We start from the raw sequence: 16,806 nt of genomic DNA on the forward strand, positions 1-16,806 counted from the left end.
TGTGTCAGGTATGTTTAAAGAAGGGCATGCGCGCGAGCCGGCTGCTCTCGATCCTCACCACCCTGCAGGCCAGGGGACAGGTTACCGCGCCCGAGCTCGCAGACGCCTGCGAGGTCTCGGTGCGCACGATCTATCGCGACATCGACGCGCTCGCCGCGGCGGGGATCCCGGTCTATGCCGAGCGCGGCGCCGAAGGCGGATTCCGCCTGCTCGACGGCTATCGCGTGCGGCTGAACGGGCTGTCGCCGACGGAAACCGACGCACTGTTCATGGCGGGCCTGCCGGGCCCCGCCGCCGCGCTCGGGCTCGATGGCGCGATGAGCGCGGCGCAGACCAAGCTGGTGGCGGCCCTGCCGGAGAGCCTGCGCGCCAATGCCGGCCGCATGCAGGCGCGCTTCCATCTCGACGCGCCTGGCTGGTTCGGCGAGTCCGAGGAGCCGACGCATCTGCGAACCATTGCGGACGCGCTGCTCGCCGACCGCCTGATCGACATCCGCTATCAGAGCTGGCGCGCCGAGAAGCGCCGCCGGGTGGCGCCGCTCGGCCTCGTGCTCAAGGGCGGCGGCTGGTATCTCGCAGGGCAGGTCGAGCGCAGCGTGCGCACCTATCGCGTGGCGCGCGTGCTCGATTGCACCGTCACAGTGGAGACCTTCGCGCGGCCCGCCGACTTCGATCTCGCCGCCTATTGGCGGGCTGCGACCGAGCGGCTGGAAGCGGAGCTGCATCCGAAGCTCGCAACGGTGCGGCTGTCACCGCTCGGCGTGCGGCTGCTAGAGGCGCTGAGTCAGCCCTATGTGCGCGCCCGCACGCGCCTGGCCGACGAAGCCGATGCCGATGGCTGGCGCATCGCGACGATCCCGACCGGAACAACACTATGGCATGCGGTTGGCGAGCTGCTACGCTTCGGGCCGGAGGTCGAAGTGCTCGATCCGCCCGAGTTGCGGGCGAAGATGACGGAGATGGCGGGGGCGATGGCGAAGCGGTACGGCGCTTCTGCGACGACGACGTGAATGGCAAACACGGCTCCGTCCGCGCCATTGCGAGCGCAGCGGCGCCGCGAAGCAATCCAGAATCCCTCCGCAGAGACGGTCTGGATTGCTTCGCTGCGCTCGCAATGACGGGGTTGGAATCGTGCCCGCCAATTTCAAGTCGGGTTGAGCGAGACGTGTGCCGCGGAATGGATCGCTACAGCACCACTGGCGCGTCGGGCAGCTCGTTGGGATCGCCGGTGTGCGGCGGGTAGTGCCTGGCGAGCTCGCGTGACACCGCGGCAATGCCATCGACCACGCCCTGCTCAAAGCGGCCGGCGCGAAACTCAGCCTCCATCGCCCGGCAGATCGCCTCCCAACCCGCCGCGCCGACACGGTCGTGGATGCCGCGGTCGGCGATGATCTCGACGTCGCGATCGGCCAAGAGCAGATAGATCAGGACGCCATTGTTGTGCGCGGTGTCCCAGATCCGCAGGTGCGAGAACAGGTCCAACGCGCGCTCGCGCGGCGGCTGGTCGCGCCATAGCGGCCGGCCGTCGAGCGCGCCCTCGACGACGAAGCGAAGCTGGCCGGCATGGGTGCGCTCGCCATCCTTGATCGCCTGCTCGATGCGCGCGAGCACGTCCGGCGTGAAGATACGCTTCATCTGCCAGGGATGATGCAGGAGATGCCGCCCGATCCGCTTGATGCCCATGGTCGCGCATCCCGTCCTTACCAGCTGCCCGAGGCGCCGCCGCCGCCGAAGCTGCCGCCACCGCCGGAAAAGCTTCCGCTGTCGCTCGAGCTGCCGCTGCTCCAACCGCCTGAGGACGATCCGCTCGACCAGCCGCCGCGGCGGCCGCTGCCCGGCGTATTCATCCCGGCGAAACTGTCGGCAATGAAAGCGATGACGAAGCCGGCAATGGCCGACAGCGCCGTGAGACCCGCCGATCCCACCAGCAGCCAGGCGATCACGCCCATAGCGCCGCCGGTCGCGAGCGATCCGATCAGTCGTCCGAGCAGGGTCCGCAGGATGCCGCCGATCACCAGCGCACCAAACAGCGCCACCGGCGCGAAGGAGGAGATCGAGTCGATGTCGAGATCCGTGCCGTGCGAGGCCTGGGGCTGCGGCACCGGCAGGGTCTCCCCATTGATCACGCCGATGATGCGATCGACGCCGGCGTCGATGCCGCCGGCGAAATCACCGCTGCGAAATTTCGGCGTGATGACCTCGTCGATGATGCGCCGCGCGGTGACGTCGGTGAGGCTGCCTTCGAGGCCGTAGCCGACCTCGATGCGCAGCTTGCGGTCGTTCTTGGCGATCACCAGCAGCGCGCCGTCGTCGACCTTCTTGCGCCCGATCTTCCAGGTCTCGGCGACGCGGAGCGAAAACTGCTCGATGGTCTCGGGCTGCGTCGTCGGCACGATCAGCACCGCGACCTGGCTGCCCTTGCGGGTTTCCAGGTCCTTCAGCTTCTGCGTGAGGCCTGCGATGTCCGAGGAGGACAGCGTGCCGGTCTGGTCGACGACGCGGCCGGTGAGCTGCGGCACCGCGACGTCGGCCAGCACCATCGTTGCGAAGCAGACGAGCAGCGTCGCAAGCAGCGCCTTGAGGACCGGCAGCGCGCGCACGATTCCCTGCTCCGGCTATTTCGACGGCGCAGGCGACGGCGCGTTGAAATCGACCTTCGGCGCCACCGAGATCTCGCGTTCGTTCTCGACCGTGAAGTTGGCCTTCTCCTTGTAGCCGAACATCATTGCGGTCAGGTTATTCGGGAAGGTGCGGATGCCGACGTTGTATTCCTGGACCGCCTTGATGAAGCGGTTGCGCGCCACCGTGATGCGGTTCTCGGTGCCTTCGAGCTGTGACATCAGGTCGCGGAACAGCGCGTCCGATTTCAGCTGCGGATAATTCTCAGTGACGACCAGCAGCCGCGACAGCGCGCCGGTCAGTTCGCTCTGCGCGGCCTGGAACTTCTGCAGCGCAGCGGGATCGTTGACGACGTCGGGCGTGGCCTGGACGCTGCCGACCTTGGCGCGGGCGTTGGTGACGCCGAGCAGCACGTCCTTCTCCTGCTGGGCAAAGCCCTTCACGCTGTTGACCAGGTTGGGCACGAGGTCGGCGCGGCGTTGATACTGGTTGACGACCTCGGACCAAGCCGCCTTGACCTGCTCGTCATTGGTCTGGATGGCATTGTAGCCGCAATTGGTCAGGCTCAGCGTCATCAGCGCCGCCAGCACGGTCAGCAATTTCCGCATCGCGCGTCCCCCTTCTCCCGGTTGTGCCGCCTCGTCAGAGCACAGCTTGGGCAGCGGCGCAATGACGGCCGGCGGCCGCCGGACATAAGTCTCGGCGGCCGGAGCGTGGGTTCGGGAGAGTTCCCGGGCGACCTCGCGGATGCCAGTCATTGGCCGCGCAGGCCGTGACGGGTCTCGCTCAACTGCCCTTGCGGTCGCGTAGCTGGGTCACGAACATGTCCTGCCAGCTCGCCGGCTTGACCTTGATCGAGCCGACGCCGTGCATGAACTCGGCGATCTTCAGCACGCCCTCTGGCGTCGACGAGAACCAGGTGTCCTTGTCCTGCAGCATCTCCAGCACGTCCTCCTTGGTGGTCTTCACCTTGGCGGTGCGGGCATAGATCTCGGCCGCGGCAGCCTTGTCGTTGGCGATCAGCGTGCAGGCCTCGTCGAGCGCGTCGAGGAACGCCTGCACGACCTTGGGATTGGCGTCGACGAAGCGCTTGGGCGCGAACACCACGTCCATCGTCATCCGTCCGAGCACGTCGGCGGAATTGGCGACGCGGCGAATCTTCGAATCCTTCAGCTCGATGTAGGAAAACGGCGGCGAGGTGAAATGCGCCGTGATCTCGGTCTTGCCCGAGGTGAGCGCCGCCAGCGCCTCCGGATGCGGCAGGCCGACAGTCATCGGATCGAGCTTGGCGTAGTTCTCCTTGCCGAACTCCTGCGCCGCCATCATCTGCAGCATGACCGCCGACAGCGAGGTCTTGATGCCCGGCAGGGCGATCTTGTCGCTCGGCTTGAAATCCTTCAGCGACTTGATCTCAGGATTGTTGGTGTTCATCCACAGCGAGGTCGAAGAGAGGCCGCTGACGCCGACCACCTCCACCGCCGGAATGCCCTTCGCCTTGGCCCACAGCGTGATGAAGCCGGGCGCGCCGGTGCCGGCGATGTCGAGCGAGCCGGCCATCATCGCGTCGTTGATGATGTTGCCGCCGTCGAGCATCTGCCAGTTCACCTTGAACGGACCGAGCCCGGCCTTCTCCGCCTGCTTCTCCATCAGCTTCTGATCCTCCATCACGATCAGCGGCAGATAGAGGATGCCGTAGCCCTTGGAGAGCCTGATCTCCTTGACCTCGGCCTGCGAGGCGCCGGTGGCGCCGAGCAGCGCGGTGAGGCCGAGCGCGGCGGCCGTGAGTGATTTGCTCCAGGACATGGTCGTCTCCCTTCCTTGTTGTTGTGCTTATAACTCGAAAATCAGTGCTGCATGCCCCAGCGCCGCACCGTCTTGCGCTCGATGGTGGCGAACACGACGTTCTCGACGACGAGGCCGATGAAGATCACGGTGAACAGGCCGGCGAACACGTTGGCCGTCTCCAACTGGTTGCGGTTCTCGAAGATGAACCAGCCGAGGCCGCCGGAACCCGAGGACACGCCGAACACCAGCTCGGCCGCGATCAGGGTGCGCCAGGCGAAGGCCCAGCCCACCTTCAGGCCGGTGAGGATGGCCGGAAATGCAGCCGGGATCAGGATGAAGCGCACCAGCTTCAACCCGCGCAGGCCGTAGTTCAGGCCGACCATGCGCAAGGTGTTCGACACCGAGCGGAAGCCGGAATGGGTGTTGAGCGCGATCGCCCACAACACCGAATGCACCAGCACGAAGATGATGCTGCCCTTGCCGAGGCCGAACCAGATCAGCGCCAGCGGCAGCAATGCGATCGCCGGCAGCGGATTGAACATCGAGGTCAGCGCCTCCAGCATGTCGGCGCCGATCCGCGATCCGATCGCGATCGTGGTCAGCACGGCCGCCAGCGCGATGCCGATGCCGTAGCCGATCAGCAGCGTCTCCAGCGACACCAGGGTGCGCGCAGGGATGATGCCGTTGCCGATGTTCTCGAAGAAGGCCGAGAGCGTGTCGGTGAAGGTCGGAAACAACAGGGGATTGCCGAGCCACAATCCATAGGCCTGCCACAGCCCGGCCAGCGCCACCAGGATGATGGCCTTGCGGACCGCACCGACGTGGTAGATGCGTTCCAGCCAGGACAGGCTGGCCTCGACCTTGACGTCGCCGAGGGGCGTGTCTGCATTGACGATTTCGGGGCGCAGCGCCATCGTCTCGCTCATGATGCTCTCCTCGTGTCTCAGTGATGGCCGAACAGCATGTCGTTGATGCGCCCTTCGAGCGCGACCTGTTCGGGCGAGCCCATCGTGCCCGGCGGCACGCTGTTGAGCTCGGCGCGGACACGGCCGGGATGCGGCGACAGCAGCAGAATGCGCGAGCCGATCTTGATCGCCTCCTCGATCGAATGCGTCACGAACAGCACGGTGAAGCGGGTGTCCTGCCACAATTGCAGGAGCTCATCCTGCATCTTGCGCCGGGTCAGCGCGTCCAGCGCGGCGAACGGCTCGTCCATCAGCAGCACGTCCGGCTCCATCGCCATGCCCCTGGCGATCGCGACGCGCTGCTTCATGCCGCCGGAGAGCATGTGCGGATAGGAGTCGATGAACTTGGTGAGGCCGACCTTGTCGATATAGGACCTGGCGCGCTCGTTGGCCTCGGCCGCGCCGAGCCGGCCGCTGGCCGTCAGCGCGAACACGACGTTCTCGCGCACGGTCTTCCACGGCAGGAGCTGGTCGAATTCCTGAAATACCATCATGCGGTCCGGGCCGGGCTCGCTGACGTCGTGTCCCTTGAGGCGGATGCGGCCCTCGGTTGGCTTCAGATAGCCGCCGATCGCCTTCAGAAGGGTGGATTTGCCGCAGCCGGAGGGCCCCAGCAGCACGAAGCGGTCGGAATCGAAGACCTTGAAATCGACGCGGTAGGTCGCCGTGACCAAGGTGTCCGGCGTCTTGTACTGGAGCGTCACGCCCTCGACGGAGAGCAGCGGCTCGAACTGAGATGGCGATTGATGGACGGTCATGCGTCCTCCCCTCCGTTATATTGCAGTGCGAAATTTCGCTTGGTGCACTTCGGCGCCCTTATCCGAGGTGATAGAGGAGGAGACTGACGCGAACCTGACTCCGAGGCGGACAACGAGACCGTGCGCATCCTGCTGGTGGAAGACACGCCCGAGATCGGCGCCGCCGTGACCAGCCGGTTCGAGCGGATCGGCTACGCCGTCGACTGGGAAAAGGACGGCCGCACCGCGAGCGAGCTGATCGAGGTGCAGACCTATGACCTGATCGTGCTCGACGTGATGCTGCCGAACATGGACGGCTTTGCCGTGCTCAAGCACCTGCGCAAGCGCGGCCTGCGCACGCCGGTGCTGGTGCTGACCGCGCGCTCGGCGGTGGACGACCGCATCGGCGCGCTCGACCTCGGCGCCGACGACTACCTGATCAAGCCGTTCGACTATCGCGAGCTGGAGGCGCGAGCGCGGGCGCTGCTGCGCCGGGCCGCCGGCCAGTCCGACAATCTGCTGACCCTCGGGCCGCTGGTGATCGACCGCGCCGGGCGCACCGCCAGCGTCGCCGGCCAGCCGCTGGACCTGACGCGGCGCGAGCTGACCGTGCTGGAGATTCTCGCGGCGCGTCCCGGCCGCTACGTCGCCAAGGAGGAATTGGTCGAGCAGTTGTTCAGCTTCGACCAGGACCCGAGCCCGAACGCGATCGAGCAGTTCGTCGCCCGGCTGCGGCGCAAGCTGGCGGCGACAACAGTCGAAATCAAGACCGAGCGCGGCCTTGGCTATCAGCTCCACGCTTCGTGACCTCAGGACCTCGCTGCGCGCGCGGCTGCTGATCGCGATCGGCGCGATCCTGGCCGTCGGCGCCGTCGTGCTGAGCCTCGCCGCCTGGCAATATGCCGCCACCGCCGCGCGCGACGCCTACGACAAGCTGCTCGCCGGCGGCGCCGTGCAGATCGCCGAGAACATCTACATGCAGGGTGGCGTCGTGACGCTGGATCCGCCGGCGGCAGCGTTCGCGACGCTCTCCGCCTATGATCTCGTATTCTATCGCGTCACCGATCCGCGCGGCGTCGTCGTCGCCGGCTATGACGATCTCGCCGTCACCGCACCCGCCAGGGCGCTGCGCGAGGGCGTGGTGTTGCGCGACGGCATCTATCGCGACCAGGCCGTGCGCATCGCCGCGGTGGCGCGCAAGCTCGACGGTGCGCCCGGCGACGGCTGGAGCCAGATCGTGCTGGCGCAGACCCTGCGCGCCCGCGACGCACTGACCTGGGATCTCGCCTCCAAGGCGATCGGCCTGATCGCTGCGATGAGCGTGCTGGCGCTGGTGGCGACTGCGTTATGCCTGCGGCTGGTGTTCGCACCGCTGACGCGGATCGAGGCCGAGATCATCAAGCGCCGGCCGGACGATCTGAGCCCGATCGCGATGACGCCGCCGCGCGAGGTGCGCGCGCTGGTCGGCGCGATCGACGGCTTCATGCAACGCCTTGCCGAGCGCATCACGCTGATGCAGCGCTTCATCGCCGACGCCACCCACCAGCTGCGCACGCCGCTCGCTGCGATCGATGCCGAGGTCGAGCTGCTGAGCGATCAGACCAAGGACCCGAAGGCGCTCGACAGGCTGCGCGGTCGCATCGCGGATCTCGCCCGCCTCACCAGCCAACTGCTCGATCACGCCATGATCCAGCACCGCGCCCAGGCGCCGCGCTTCGCCGCGACCGACATCAACGCGCTGGCCAAGTCGGTGCTATCGCAGAGCGTGCCGCTGTCGCTCGACCGCGAGGTCTCCGTCAGCTTCGTGCCAGCAGAAGACGATGCCGTCATCGCCGTCGATGCCATCAGCCTGCGCGAGGCACTCGCCAATCTCATTCACAACGCGCTGGCGCATGGTGCAAAGATGCGGCTGATGGTGACGGTGGAAAGCAAGGCGAGCCATGTCGCGATCATCGTCTGGGATGACGGCCCCGGCATCGCCGCCGAGGCGCAGCAGCGATTGCTATCTCCCTTCCAGAAGGGCGACGGCTCCCACGGCTCAGGCCTCGGCCTCGCCATTGCGAGCGAGGTCGCGCAGGCCCATGGCGGCCGTCTGCGGTTCAGCGGAGTGGCAGGCGACTTCAGTGTGCGACTGGAGCTGCCGGTGGATCGGTCGACAGCAGTCGATCCACGTCCAGATTCACATCTCAAACAGCAGCAGACATGACGTCGTCGTCCCGCGGCGGATCACGCCCGGGTCTTGCGATCGACATGCCCTTTCGAAGATCGAGAGGGCGCAGGGAAGGCCGGGAGCTCGCCGCCCCCATGGCCCCCGTGCGAACAAAATGCACGGGGCAGGAACCACAGGTTCGGCCGAGACGTCCCGGCCTTCCCTGCGCGACGGTTTTAACGCTTATATCGTGCTCTTCTCGGTGCACCGGGCTTTTTGGCCACCGTCGTCGCTCGGATCATCACCCAAGCAACTTAGCATCAGCGTCGGGATGCCAGAACCACACGACTTCACGTCCGCCCTCGCCGCGTTCGTCTCACGCCGCAAAAACGTCCATCGCATCCCCGCCTCGCGTGTCGTGACGATCGCGCGCAACGCCCCTCTCGTCGAGGCGGGATGCGTGCATCATCCATGATTTCTGATAAAAAGAAAGAGGAAAATTTCGGGACTACGGCCTCACCAGCCCTTGCGCGTTGAAACGGCTGGCGAAATGAGTTTTTGCGCGCCCATGATTTTTCGTCCCCTACGGCACTCCCGTACGATCGGACCGGCACAAATCTTCGCGCGTTTTGCCCGACTCAGCCGCCCCCGGTCGCGACCGTTGGGGCGGACATCCTGGCTTGCCAGCATTCCCGGCAGCTTTAGCTTGGGTGTTTTCGTCGTAGACGGACCGACCGACTTTGATCGAAATCAACACGTAGTATTCTGAGATAATTTCTACTTCTAGGTGTAAGCATGACTGAATTCAAGTTCGCGCCAAGCTAACGGGTGCTGGTCGGTTTTATATTGAGTTGACCGCTTGACATCGAACCGGGACGCAAGTGGCAGCGCGCAATTTAGGAGAAAGAACCATGACCGATGAAGATCTGTTTCTCAGTAAAGACAAAACAACAGTAACGGACAAAAAAGGCAAAACCATTTTGGTGCGAACCGAGATCGATGGAAAGACAATATATGTCGAGCCATCCTTGGCAAAGGCATCGGGAAAATACTGTGTAAGTTTTGGAAAAAAGAAGATCTGTGTCAATTGGGATGAACATAAGGCGTGTATCGGATGGGACGACATTGAGTTTTGTTTGAAATGGGAAACTAAACCCTAGTTCTCTTCTCAACTCATTGCTTTCCAGTGATGATGCCCAAACGATACGGCCTCTCGCGCTGACTGGACGCCCGGGGCGTGACATTACGTCGTCTGCTCATCGCTGAATCGCCCGACTCCCCACCCTTGTCCACCGTCAGGCCACCACCGCAAGAGGGATCGAGCCGCACTTCTGCGCGGTCCTGCGAAGGCTCACCATCCCGATTGGCCGACCGCGAGCAACCAGTCTTTTTCGAGGCTGGGGGATTTGCGGCGGGGTCGTAAGAGCGAAGTAGATTCTACCGGAGCCTACTATTTTGGATGTCAACTTCGGACCAAGGGCGGCTGTGGCCGGCAGGCGGGTGGCACAGCCGATCTGACCCCAGCTCCGGAAATGTCGGGCGCGCTCCAGCACTTTCGCTTCGGGCCATGAGCCGACATGCCGTGCTGTTCGATCACCACGGCGGCCGTAGACGAAATCTCCATCAGGTGCCCAGGCAGCTCTCAATTGATGATCGACTCATATTTGTTGGCTCTTGAACCGCTTACCCAGGGTGATCCGACAAGCCGGCTTTTCCGTAGCCTTCCAGCGTGCACTTGCAAAGTGTAAGGGCTTGGCGGAACGAGTTGGCAGAATAGCGAGACCGTGGAATTCTGACACGAACTCCGTCGAGGATCGTTAAGCCCATCTTTTGGGAGAACCTCTCATGGCCTGGGTGATCTTATTCATTGGCAGCCTTTGCGAGGTGGGTTGGCTGATCGCTCTCAAATATTCCGAAGGTCTCTCGCGCCTGCCGTCGATCCTGGTCACCGTGGGTTTTATGGGCGCCAGCGTCGGTTGTCTTGGCCTCGCCGTGAAGACGATCCCGATGGGCACGGCCTACGCCGCGTGGACCGGCGCGAGCATCGCCGTCGCCACTCTCTTCGGAATCTATCTGTTCGACGAGCCGACGACCGCGACCCGGCTCGCCTCGATTGGTCTCATTGTACTTGGCATCGTCGGACTGCGCCTCGAGTCCGGATAGGCGTGCCAATCCTCAAAAATAGCTCTCGAGCGCCCCGCGCCGCCTGATGTCGAGCGTCGCGCAATGGAATGCGCCGCCAAATGCGGCGTAATGCAGGAATTCGCAGGGGATCGGCTCGAAACCCCATTGCTCGATCGCACGCATCGTTCGCACATGATGCGGATCAACGATGATGCGCTTTTCGTCCACCATCAGTACATTCATGTTGAGCCATTTTCCGCATAGCGACGTGATATTGAGCAAGCGATCGGTGATCGGATCAGGCTCGGGAGCGACGAGAATGTCCCATTTCTTCAGTATGTCCGGGAGGCGGCTGACGTCGATGTATTCGGGATTGATCAGAAGCCTGCCCGGCCCCAGCGGCAAAATGGTCGTGTCGATGTGCATCGGGCTACGACAGCGGCTCTCGATCTCGTGGATGCGATAGCCGTCGCCGAGATGGCGGCGCAGCCATTCGATGCCGGATGCATTGGTGACATTGCTGAGGGTTACAAACAGATCGCGCCCGCAGCGAACGAAATCGGCAGCGTCGAACACCGGTTCGAATTCAGTCAGAATATATGACATCGGCTCACCTTCTTCGGGCCGTCTGAAATCGGCGTTATACAGTTCGTCCGTGAGTTGCGGCCGTGGCGCGGCAGTCCAGCGGGCGCCGCGACGGAAATAGTCCTTCAGGACCGGACGAAAGGAATGGGTCTCGAAATAGCGGCTGGGCCACGCCATGGGCGTTTCAATAATTTCGTCTCCGATCACCAGCATGCTATCGCGCGGGCAGGAGTTGCAGAAGCCGCGCGAAGACCATTCGGGCGTGCTGAAGCGCTTCTTGAAATCAACCGGTTCCGGCCGGGTGACCACCACGCCAAGCGACTGCAACAGCGCAACAAAGCCATTGAGCTCGCGCTGAGCCGGTTCAATCAACATCCTTGGATAGCGGAAGCCCCCGAGCAGCGCTTGCGCCCGTGCCGCCATTCCCGGAATGTTACAGGCGACGACCGGATGGGCGGATGGGATCGTCGCGCCTTCGAGCCTTCCGACAATCACTTCCTCGAGTGGATCCCACTCATTGTGCGAGTTGACCGGAGAGATCCTTACCTTGCGGTCGGCATCCGGGCCGATTTCGTGCGTGATCATGGCATGACCAAAGCAGGAGGTTGCTGATGTGGCAGGAATACTCTGGTGCGACAGCATCGCCGGCGCATAGCCTCAGTGCTGCAATGCACCACAATCCGTCCTTAACAAACGGCGCGGCGCTTCCGGCCCGGTGCGGTGGCAGGGCTGCACGGCGAGCGCCCGCAATCATGTCGCGCGGCGTGCGAGCGCCACAACGCAGATATAAAGATGACGTTGTATCTGTCCTCAGGGTTCCGCCCCGTCAGGAGCCGCCTTTCTTGAATTCCAGCGGCGCGGCCGGCTTGAACTGGCTGCTCACCTCGCCGACCAGATCGCTGTCCGCCCCGGACAGGTCGAGCTTGCGGATCGGAGCGCCGACGGAAAGGTCGATGAGCGGCAAGTTGACCCAGACGATGTTCGGGCTGAGCGTCGATTCGAAGAAATAGAGCCGGTCGGTCGAGTCGGCGACGGCCCGCCAGATCGTATGCGACGCCTCCGGCCGCTTCGGGTCTGGCCGCACGAAAGGCTGCGCCACGTTGCGCATGACCGACAACATGCGGGCCACGGTCTGGCGGGTGTCCGACGGCTTGGTCTGGTTCTGGATGTAATAGGCGGCGCGGACGAAGCGGTCGGCCGCTTCGCTCGTCCCCGGCAGCGCTTCGGTGCCGCCAAAGACGTGGTATTTCTTCAGATTGGCGAGCTGCTCGGGGAAGGGCGGCGAGTTCGTCATGACCAGATAGCGGCGGTCGTGATGAACGCGCACCTTGCCGCTATCGACGATTTCGATGATCGCCGAATCGCCCGTCGCGTCCGAGAGCGACAGATGCACGGTCGCCGTCGCGTATCCGGGCATGCCGGCGGTGATGAGTTGATAGCGACCGGTTTCGATGTCGGCCACGGCCTCGGCAACGGTGGCAAAGTTGTCGAGGTTGTATTGCGCCCATAGCGACAGCGCGAGGCCGGGGCGCTTGAGATCGCGCTTTCCGTAATCGCTCTCGGAGAGCCACAGCAGGTTGGCGACAAGACCTTTTTCATTCATGCCGTCGGCGATCGCCAGATTATAAACCGCCCCGCCGACGCTGCCGTATTTCGACGTCCAGCTCAGTTCGTTGTCGTCGCCGCTCTCGCCTTTGCGCGCAAGGCCGCGCGGGAAGGCCCAGAGATCGGTGCGCATGTCTTCGGGCCAATCCATGTTGCGCCCGGTGACAACGGCCTGACCATTATCGGCCCAGAGGACGCGCGAACACGCGTCCGCCAGAGATGATCCAGACGCGACCATTGCCAAAGCCATCGCCCCGCGCATCACGCCCGCACACCGCCGCATGGTCGCGCTCCTCGTTGTGTTGGATACAATCTAGAGGCGAGTGCGAGTCGGCGACCTTGATCTGGGTCAATCATCGTCGCTCTCGGTCGCGGCGCCGCGACGATTCGCATGAGATCGTTATCTTGCCGGGCTCGGCGGGGCGATCCGACAGCATCGTCCCCTCAGGTGCGCAATTGCACCGAAAATCTCGAGATTCCGGATTCAGCCCTGACGGGCTGCCCCGGAATGGCGGGCTATGACGCAGCAAGATCAGTCGCCGCTGCGCATGCAGGGGCGCGACCAGATGCGGGCGTAACCCTCGCCGCCCTCGTCACCGAACAGCTCGGCGCAGATCGGCGCGTTGAGCGACGCAACAGGAGCACGTCCGACGCGGGAGCGTCCCGCGCGCTCGCTCAGGCCGACGCTTTGGCCTTTGCCGCCTTCGCCTCGGAGATCGCCTGCCACACCTTCTCCGGCGTCAGCGGCGTCTGCAGGTTGGTGATGCCCAACTCGAACAGCGCGTCCATCACGCCGTTGGTGACGCAGGGCGGACCGCCGATGGCACCGGACTCGCCGCAGCCCTTGGCGCCCAGCGGGTTGGTCTTGCACGGCGCAGAATCGTCGAGGGTGACCACGATCGGCGGCACGTCGTCGGCGCGCGGGATGCAGTAGTCCTGATAGGTCGCGGTCAGGAGCTGGCCGTCGGCATCATAGGCGACGTTCTCGTACAGCGCCTGGCCGATGCCTTGGGCGACGCCGCCATGGATCTGGCCCGCCACCAGCATCGGATTGACGGCGACGCCGACGTCGTCGACCGTGGTGTAGCGCACCACGCGGCTGATGCCGGTCTCCGGATCAATCTCGACCTCGCAGACATGCGTGCCGTTCGGCCAGCTCGGACCGTCGACCTCGCCCTCGCTGTCGACCGAGAGCTTGGCCTGCTTCTCCTTGCCGGCGATCTCGAACAGGCTGATGCGGCGGTCGGTGCCAACGACCGTCAGGACGCCATCGCGATATTCGATGTCCTCGACCGCGGTCTCCAAGAGGTTCGATGCCTTCTCGCGCGCCTTGGTAATGAGATCGTTCGACGACACCGCCACCGCGGTGCCGCCGACGAACAGCGAGCGCGAGCCGACGCTGCCGAAGCCAGTGGCGAGATCCGTGTCGCCCTGCACGACGTCGATCTTGTCGAGCGGGATACCCAGCGTGTCGGAGATCATCTGCGTGTAGGTGGTCTGCAGCCCCTGCCCCATCGCCATGGTGCCGGAATGCAGGATCACGCGGCCTTCGGCCGTCGCATGCAGCGACACCTTCTCGGTGTGGGCGCGGCCGCCGGTCCATTCGATATAGCTGGTCAGGCCGCGGCCGTAGAGCATGCCACGCTTCTTCGCCTCGCGCTTGCGCGCGTTGAAGCCGTCCCAATCGGCAAGCTTGGACGCGCGCTCCAGCATGTGGGCGAAGGCGCCGGAATCATAGACCTGTCCGACCGCGTTGGTGTAGGGCAGCTGCGCCGGCTTGATATAGTTCGCCTTGCGGATCGCACGCGGATCGATCCCGATCTGGCGCGCGGCCGTGTCGAACAGGCGCTCGACGATGAACACCGCCTCGGGGCGTCCGGCACCGCGATAGGCGCCGACCGGCGCCGTATGCGTCATCACGGTCTTGACCTCGAAATGCACCAGCGGCAGGTCATAGACTCCGGTCTGCACGAACGGCCCGAGCACCAGCGGGATGATGTTGGCTGCGCCCGACGAATAGGCGCCGGTGGCGCCGATCGAACGCACGCGATAGGCCAGCACCCTGCCCTTGGCATCGAGCGCGAACTCGGCCGTCGAGGTGAGATCGCGGCCATGCGTGCCACCGACGAACTCGTCGGTCCGCTCGGCGCGCCAGCGGATTTTCTTGGCCAGCTTGGTCGCGGCATAGGCGACGATGCCGTCCTCCGGATAGAGGTTGGTCTTCTGGCCGAAGCCGCCGCCGATGTCGCCGACCAGCACGCGCACACTTTCCTTCGGCCGCTTCAGCACGGCTTCCGCAAGGACGTCACGGGTCGAGGCCGGCGTCTGCGACTGCACATGGAGCAACAGCCGGCCGGTCTTCTTCTCGATCTCGGCAATGGTCGAGCGCGGCTCCATCGCCGAGGGCACCAGGCGCTGGCTCGTGATGTCGAGCGACACTTTGTGCGCAGCGCTGGAGAAGGCCTCCTCCACCTTGGCGGCATCGCCATAGCTCATCGCGGCAACGATATTGTCCGGCGCCTCGGCCCAGACGACGGGCGCACCCGGCTCGAGCGCCTTCAGCGGATCGGTCACCGCCGGCAGCACCTCGTAGTCCACGACGATCGCTTCCGCCGCTTCCTGCGCGATCGTGCGCGAGGTCGCGACCACGGCGGCGACCGCTTCGCCGGTGAAGCGGACGATCTCGTGCGCCAGCAGGCGGCGCGGCGGCACCGTCATCGGCTTGCCGTCGGGACGCTTGAAGATCGCCAATGTCGGAATGGTGCCGACATCGTCGGCGACGAGGTCCGCGCCGGTATAGATCGCCTGCACGCCGGCGATCTCGCGGGCGGCGGCGGTGTCGATCGACACGATCTTCGCATGGGCATGCGGCGAGCGCAGCACGTAGAGCCAGAGCGCGCCGTCCTCCGCCTTGTCGTCGATGAACTGTCCCTTCCCGGTCAGCAGTCGCTGATCCTCCAGACGCTTGACGGGCTGCCCCGCACCAAACCGCATATTGTTTGGAAGAATGTTCATTCGTCAGTCCTTGGTCAGTTCAAATGCAATTGCATGCGTTTTAGCGGATCGCAGTTCCGCTGGCCAAGCCGTGATTGTGCTGGTGCGGCATACCACACTGTCATGCCCGGGCTGGACCCGGGCATCCACGACTTCGTTTCCGCTTGGCATGGATGGCCGGGTCGGCACGGCCATGACGGCAGTAAGGATCCTGGCATTACCCCAGGCTGCTGAGGACCTCTTCGACGACCTTGCGCTGCTCGAGCGTGAGCGGGGCCTGGGGCGGCACGGGATCGCCGACGTCGTAACCCTGGATCGACAGGCCGGCCTTGATGCAGGCCGCGAGGTTGAAGCGGGCGAAGGCCTCATTGACGCGCCACAGCTTCTTCTGCAGCAGCATCGCATCGTCCCAGCGGGACGCCTTGCAGAGATTGTAGAGTTCGACGCTCTGGCGCGGGATGATGCAGGCCGGCCCGGCCATCCAGCCCTTGCCGCCGATCAGCATCACCGCCGCCGGAATGTGCGAGGACGCAGCGAACACCTTGATGGCGTCGCCGCAGCGAGTGATGATCGACAACAGCCGGCCGGTGTTGGTGGACGCGTCCTTGATGTAGTTGATGCGCGGATGCTCGGCGAGGCGCGCAATGACATCGAGCGACAGGTCCGAGCGCTGGAACTGGGGATTGGTGTAAATGACGATGGGAACGTCGACCGCATCGGCAATCGCCCGGAAATACGCCTCGATGCCGGCGTCGTTGACCGGGAAGTAGGCTTCGAGCACCGCCAGGATGCCGGTTGCGCCGCGCTTCTGGTAAGCCTTGGCCTGCGCCACCGCGTCAGCGATCGCGGTCGAGGCCACGCCTGCGATCACGGGAACGCGGCCCTGGGCCGCATCGATGGTCGTCTCCACGACGGCCATGCGCTGGGCGCGATCGAGATAGGCGAACTCACCGGTGGAGCCGAGCGGCGTCAGGCCGTGCACACCGGCATGGATCAGGTCGTCGCACAGACGCCCCAGCACCTCCGTACGGATCGTGCCATCCGCGCCGATCGGCGAGGCCAGGTAGGGAAAGACACCGTGAAATTCAGCCATGCGGCCGGTATAGCGGCCGGGCCGCTGGTTCCGCAAGCAGGCGCCTGATCGCGGGCGGCTTCCGCTGCACGGAGCGTTTCCAAAAACGGCGTCCGCCCTGGCGGAACCTGGCTCGCGCGGGCGGGTGAGCGACGGTGCCACACTGCTGCG

Annotated in this window: 15 protein-coding genes; 5 read left to right on the forward strand and 10 right to left on the reverse strand. The window is 64.7% G+C overall.

Annotated elements, in window-relative coordinates:
• Nucleotides 1-26 precede the first annotated feature (26 nt).
• Entirely contained in the window at nt 27-1,010 is a 984-nt protein-coding gene (locus QX051_RS05405; RefSeq protein WP_315734294.1) for a YafY family protein, read from the forward strand.
• A gap of 175 nt (nt 1,011-1,185) precedes the next feature.
• Here the strand turns inward: QX051_RS05405 and QX051_RS05410 are convergent, their stop codons facing one another.
• The 6 genes from QX051_RS05410 to QX051_RS05435 all read right to left on the reverse strand — a co-directional run bounded on the left by QX051_RS05410 (nt 1,186) and on the right by QX051_RS05435 (nt 6,127).
• Entirely contained in the window at nt 1,186-1,683 is a 498-nt protein-coding gene (locus QX051_RS05410; protein ID WP_315775378.1) for a TPM domain-containing protein, read from the reverse strand.
• A gap of 17 nt (nt 1,684-1,700) precedes the next feature.
• Nucleotides 1,701-2,600, reverse strand: a complete 900-nt coding sequence (locus QX051_RS05415) for a YgcG family protein (protein WP_315775379.1) — start codon at nt 2,598-2,600, stop codon at nt 1,701-1,703.
• A gap of 15 nt (nt 2,601-2,615) precedes the next feature.
• Entirely contained in the window at nt 2,616-3,227 is a 612-nt protein-coding gene (locus QX051_RS05420; RefSeq protein WP_315759634.1) for a LemA family protein, read from the reverse strand.
• Between the two features lie 178 nt (nt 3,228-3,405).
• On the reverse strand, nt 3,406-4,422 hold the full coding sequence (locus QX051_RS05425) for an ABC transporter substrate-binding protein (protein ID WP_315734303.1): 1,017 nt from the start codon (nt 4,420-4,422) through the stop codon (nt 3,406-3,408).
• Between the two features lie 41 nt (nt 4,423-4,463).
• The gene (locus tag QX051_RS05430; protein WP_315775380.1) at nt 4,464-5,330 is read right to left on the reverse strand and encodes an ABC transporter permease; all 867 of its coding nucleotides are present in this window, start codon (nt 5,328-5,330) and stop codon (nt 4,464-4,466) included.
• A gap of 17 nt (nt 5,331-5,347) precedes the next feature.
• The gene (locus QX051_RS05435; protein WP_315775381.1) at nt 5,348-6,127 is read right to left on the reverse strand and encodes an ABC transporter ATP-binding protein; all 780 of its coding nucleotides are present in this window, start codon (nt 6,125-6,127) and stop codon (nt 5,348-5,350) included.
• A 120-nt stretch (nt 6,128-6,247) separates the two neighbouring features.
• Here QX051_RS05435 and QX051_RS05440 point away from each other — a divergent pair, with 120 nt between their 5' ends.
• The 4 genes from QX051_RS05440 (at nt 6,248) to QX051_RS05455 (ending at nt 10,418) form a co-directional block, all read left to right on the forward strand.
• Nucleotides 6,248-6,913 carry a response regulator transcription factor gene (locus tag QX051_RS05440; protein WP_315775382.1) on the forward strand — a complete coding sequence of 222 codons (666 nt, stop codon included), beginning with the start codon at nt 6,248-6,250 and terminating at the stop codon, nt 6,911-6,913.
• The gene (locus QX051_RS05445; RefSeq protein ID WP_315775383.1) at nt 6,888-8,312 is read left to right on the forward strand and encodes a sensor histidine kinase; all 1,425 of its coding nucleotides are present in this window, start codon (nt 6,888-6,890) and stop codon (nt 8,310-8,312) included. The genes QX051_RS05440 and QX051_RS05445 overlap by 26 nt, the downstream gene beginning before the upstream one ends.
• Nucleotides 8,313-9,166: 854 nt before the next feature.
• Nucleotides 9,167-9,415, forward strand: coding sequence for a hypothetical protein (locus tag QX051_RS05450; RefSeq protein WP_315734314.1), 249 nt, complete (start codon nt 9,167-9,169; stop codon nt 9,413-9,415).
• A gap of 685 nt (nt 9,416-10,100) precedes the next feature.
• A complete protein-coding gene (locus tag QX051_RS05455) occupies nt 10,101-10,418 on the forward strand; it encodes a multidrug efflux SMR transporter (RefSeq protein ID WP_315713960.1) in 318 nt (105 codons plus the stop codon).
• A gap of 12 nt (nt 10,419-10,430) precedes the next feature.
• On the opposite strand, the gene QX051_RS05460 is transcribed toward QX051_RS05455, so the two are convergent.
• From QX051_RS05460 to QX051_RS05475, 4 genes are all read right to left on the reverse strand, one after another.
• On the reverse strand, nt 10,431-11,549 hold the full coding sequence (locus tag QX051_RS05460; RefSeq protein WP_315775839.1) for an amidinotransferase: 1,119 nt from the start codon (nt 11,547-11,549) through the stop codon (nt 10,431-10,433).
• 241 nt (nt 11,550-11,790) lie between these two features.
• Nucleotides 11,791-12,831, reverse strand: coding sequence for a linear amide C-N hydrolase (locus QX051_RS05465; protein ID WP_315775840.1), 1,041 nt, complete (start codon nt 12,829-12,831; stop codon nt 11,791-11,793).
• Between the two features lie 413 nt (nt 12,832-13,244).
• Nucleotides 13,245-15,584 carry a xanthine dehydrogenase family protein molybdopterin-binding subunit gene (locus QX051_RS05470; protein WP_315775384.1) on the reverse strand — a complete coding sequence of 780 codons (2,340 nt, stop codon included), beginning with the start codon at nt 15,582-15,584 and terminating at the stop codon, nt 13,245-13,247.
• A gap of 196 nt (nt 15,585-15,780) precedes the next feature.
• Entirely contained in the window at nt 15,781-16,656 is an 876-nt protein-coding gene (locus QX051_RS05475; protein ID WP_315775385.1) for a dihydrodipicolinate synthase family protein, read from the reverse strand.
• Nucleotides 16,657-16,806: the final 150 nt, after the last annotated feature.

The sequence above is a fragment of the Bradyrhizobium sp. SZCCHNR1053 genome (assembly GCF_032381235.1).
Classification (GTDB): Bacteria; Pseudomonadota; Alphaproteobacteria; order Rhizobiales; family Xanthobacteraceae; genus Bradyrhizobium.

Bases quoted from the DNA above. Each gene is read 5' to 3' on its own strand.
- QX051_RS05435 (WP_315775381.1), bottom strand. From the start codon at position 6,127: ATGACCGTCCATCAATCGCCATCTCAGTTCGAGCCGCTGCTCTCCGTC.
- QX051_RS05470 (WP_315775384.1), bottom strand. From the start codon at position 15,584: ATGAACATTCTTCCAAACAATATGCGGTTTGGTGCGGGGCAGCCCGTC.
- QX051_RS05460 (WP_315775839.1), bottom strand. From the start codon at position 11,549: ATGATCACGCACGAAATCGGCCCGGATGCCGACCGCAAGGTAAGGATC.
- QX051_RS05465 (WP_315775840.1), bottom strand. From the start codon at position 12,831: ATGCGCGGGGCGATGGCTTTGGCAATGGTCGCGTCTGGATCATCTCTG.
- QX051_RS05405 (WP_315734294.1), top strand. From the start codon at position 27: ATGCGCGCGAGCCGGCTGCTCTCGATCCTCACCACCCTGCAGGCCAGG.
- QX051_RS05475 (WP_315775385.1), bottom strand. From the start codon at position 16,656: ATGGCTGAATTTCACGGTGTCTTTCCCTACCTGGCCTCGCCGATCGGC.
- QX051_RS05450 (WP_315734314.1), top strand. From the start codon at position 9,167: ATGACCGATGAAGATCTGTTTCTCAGTAAAGACAAAACAACAGTAACG.
- QX051_RS05430 (WP_315775380.1), bottom strand. From the start codon at position 5,330: ATGAGCGAGACGATGGCGCTGCGCCCCGAAATCGTCAATGCAGACACG.
- QX051_RS05410 (WP_315775378.1), bottom strand. From the start codon at position 1,683: ATGGGCATCAAGCGGATCGGGCGGCATCTCCTGCATCATCCCTGGCAG.
- QX051_RS05420 (WP_315759634.1), bottom strand. From the start codon at position 3,227: ATGCGGAAATTGCTGACCGTGCTGGCGGCGCTGATGACGCTGAGCCTG.
- QX051_RS05425 (WP_315734303.1), bottom strand. From the start codon at position 4,422: ATGTCCTGGAGCAAATCACTCACGGCCGCCGCGCTCGGCCTCACCGCG.
- QX051_RS05455 (WP_315713960.1), top strand. From the start codon at position 10,101: ATGGCCTGGGTGATCTTATTCATTGGCAGCCTTTGCGAGGTGGGTTGG.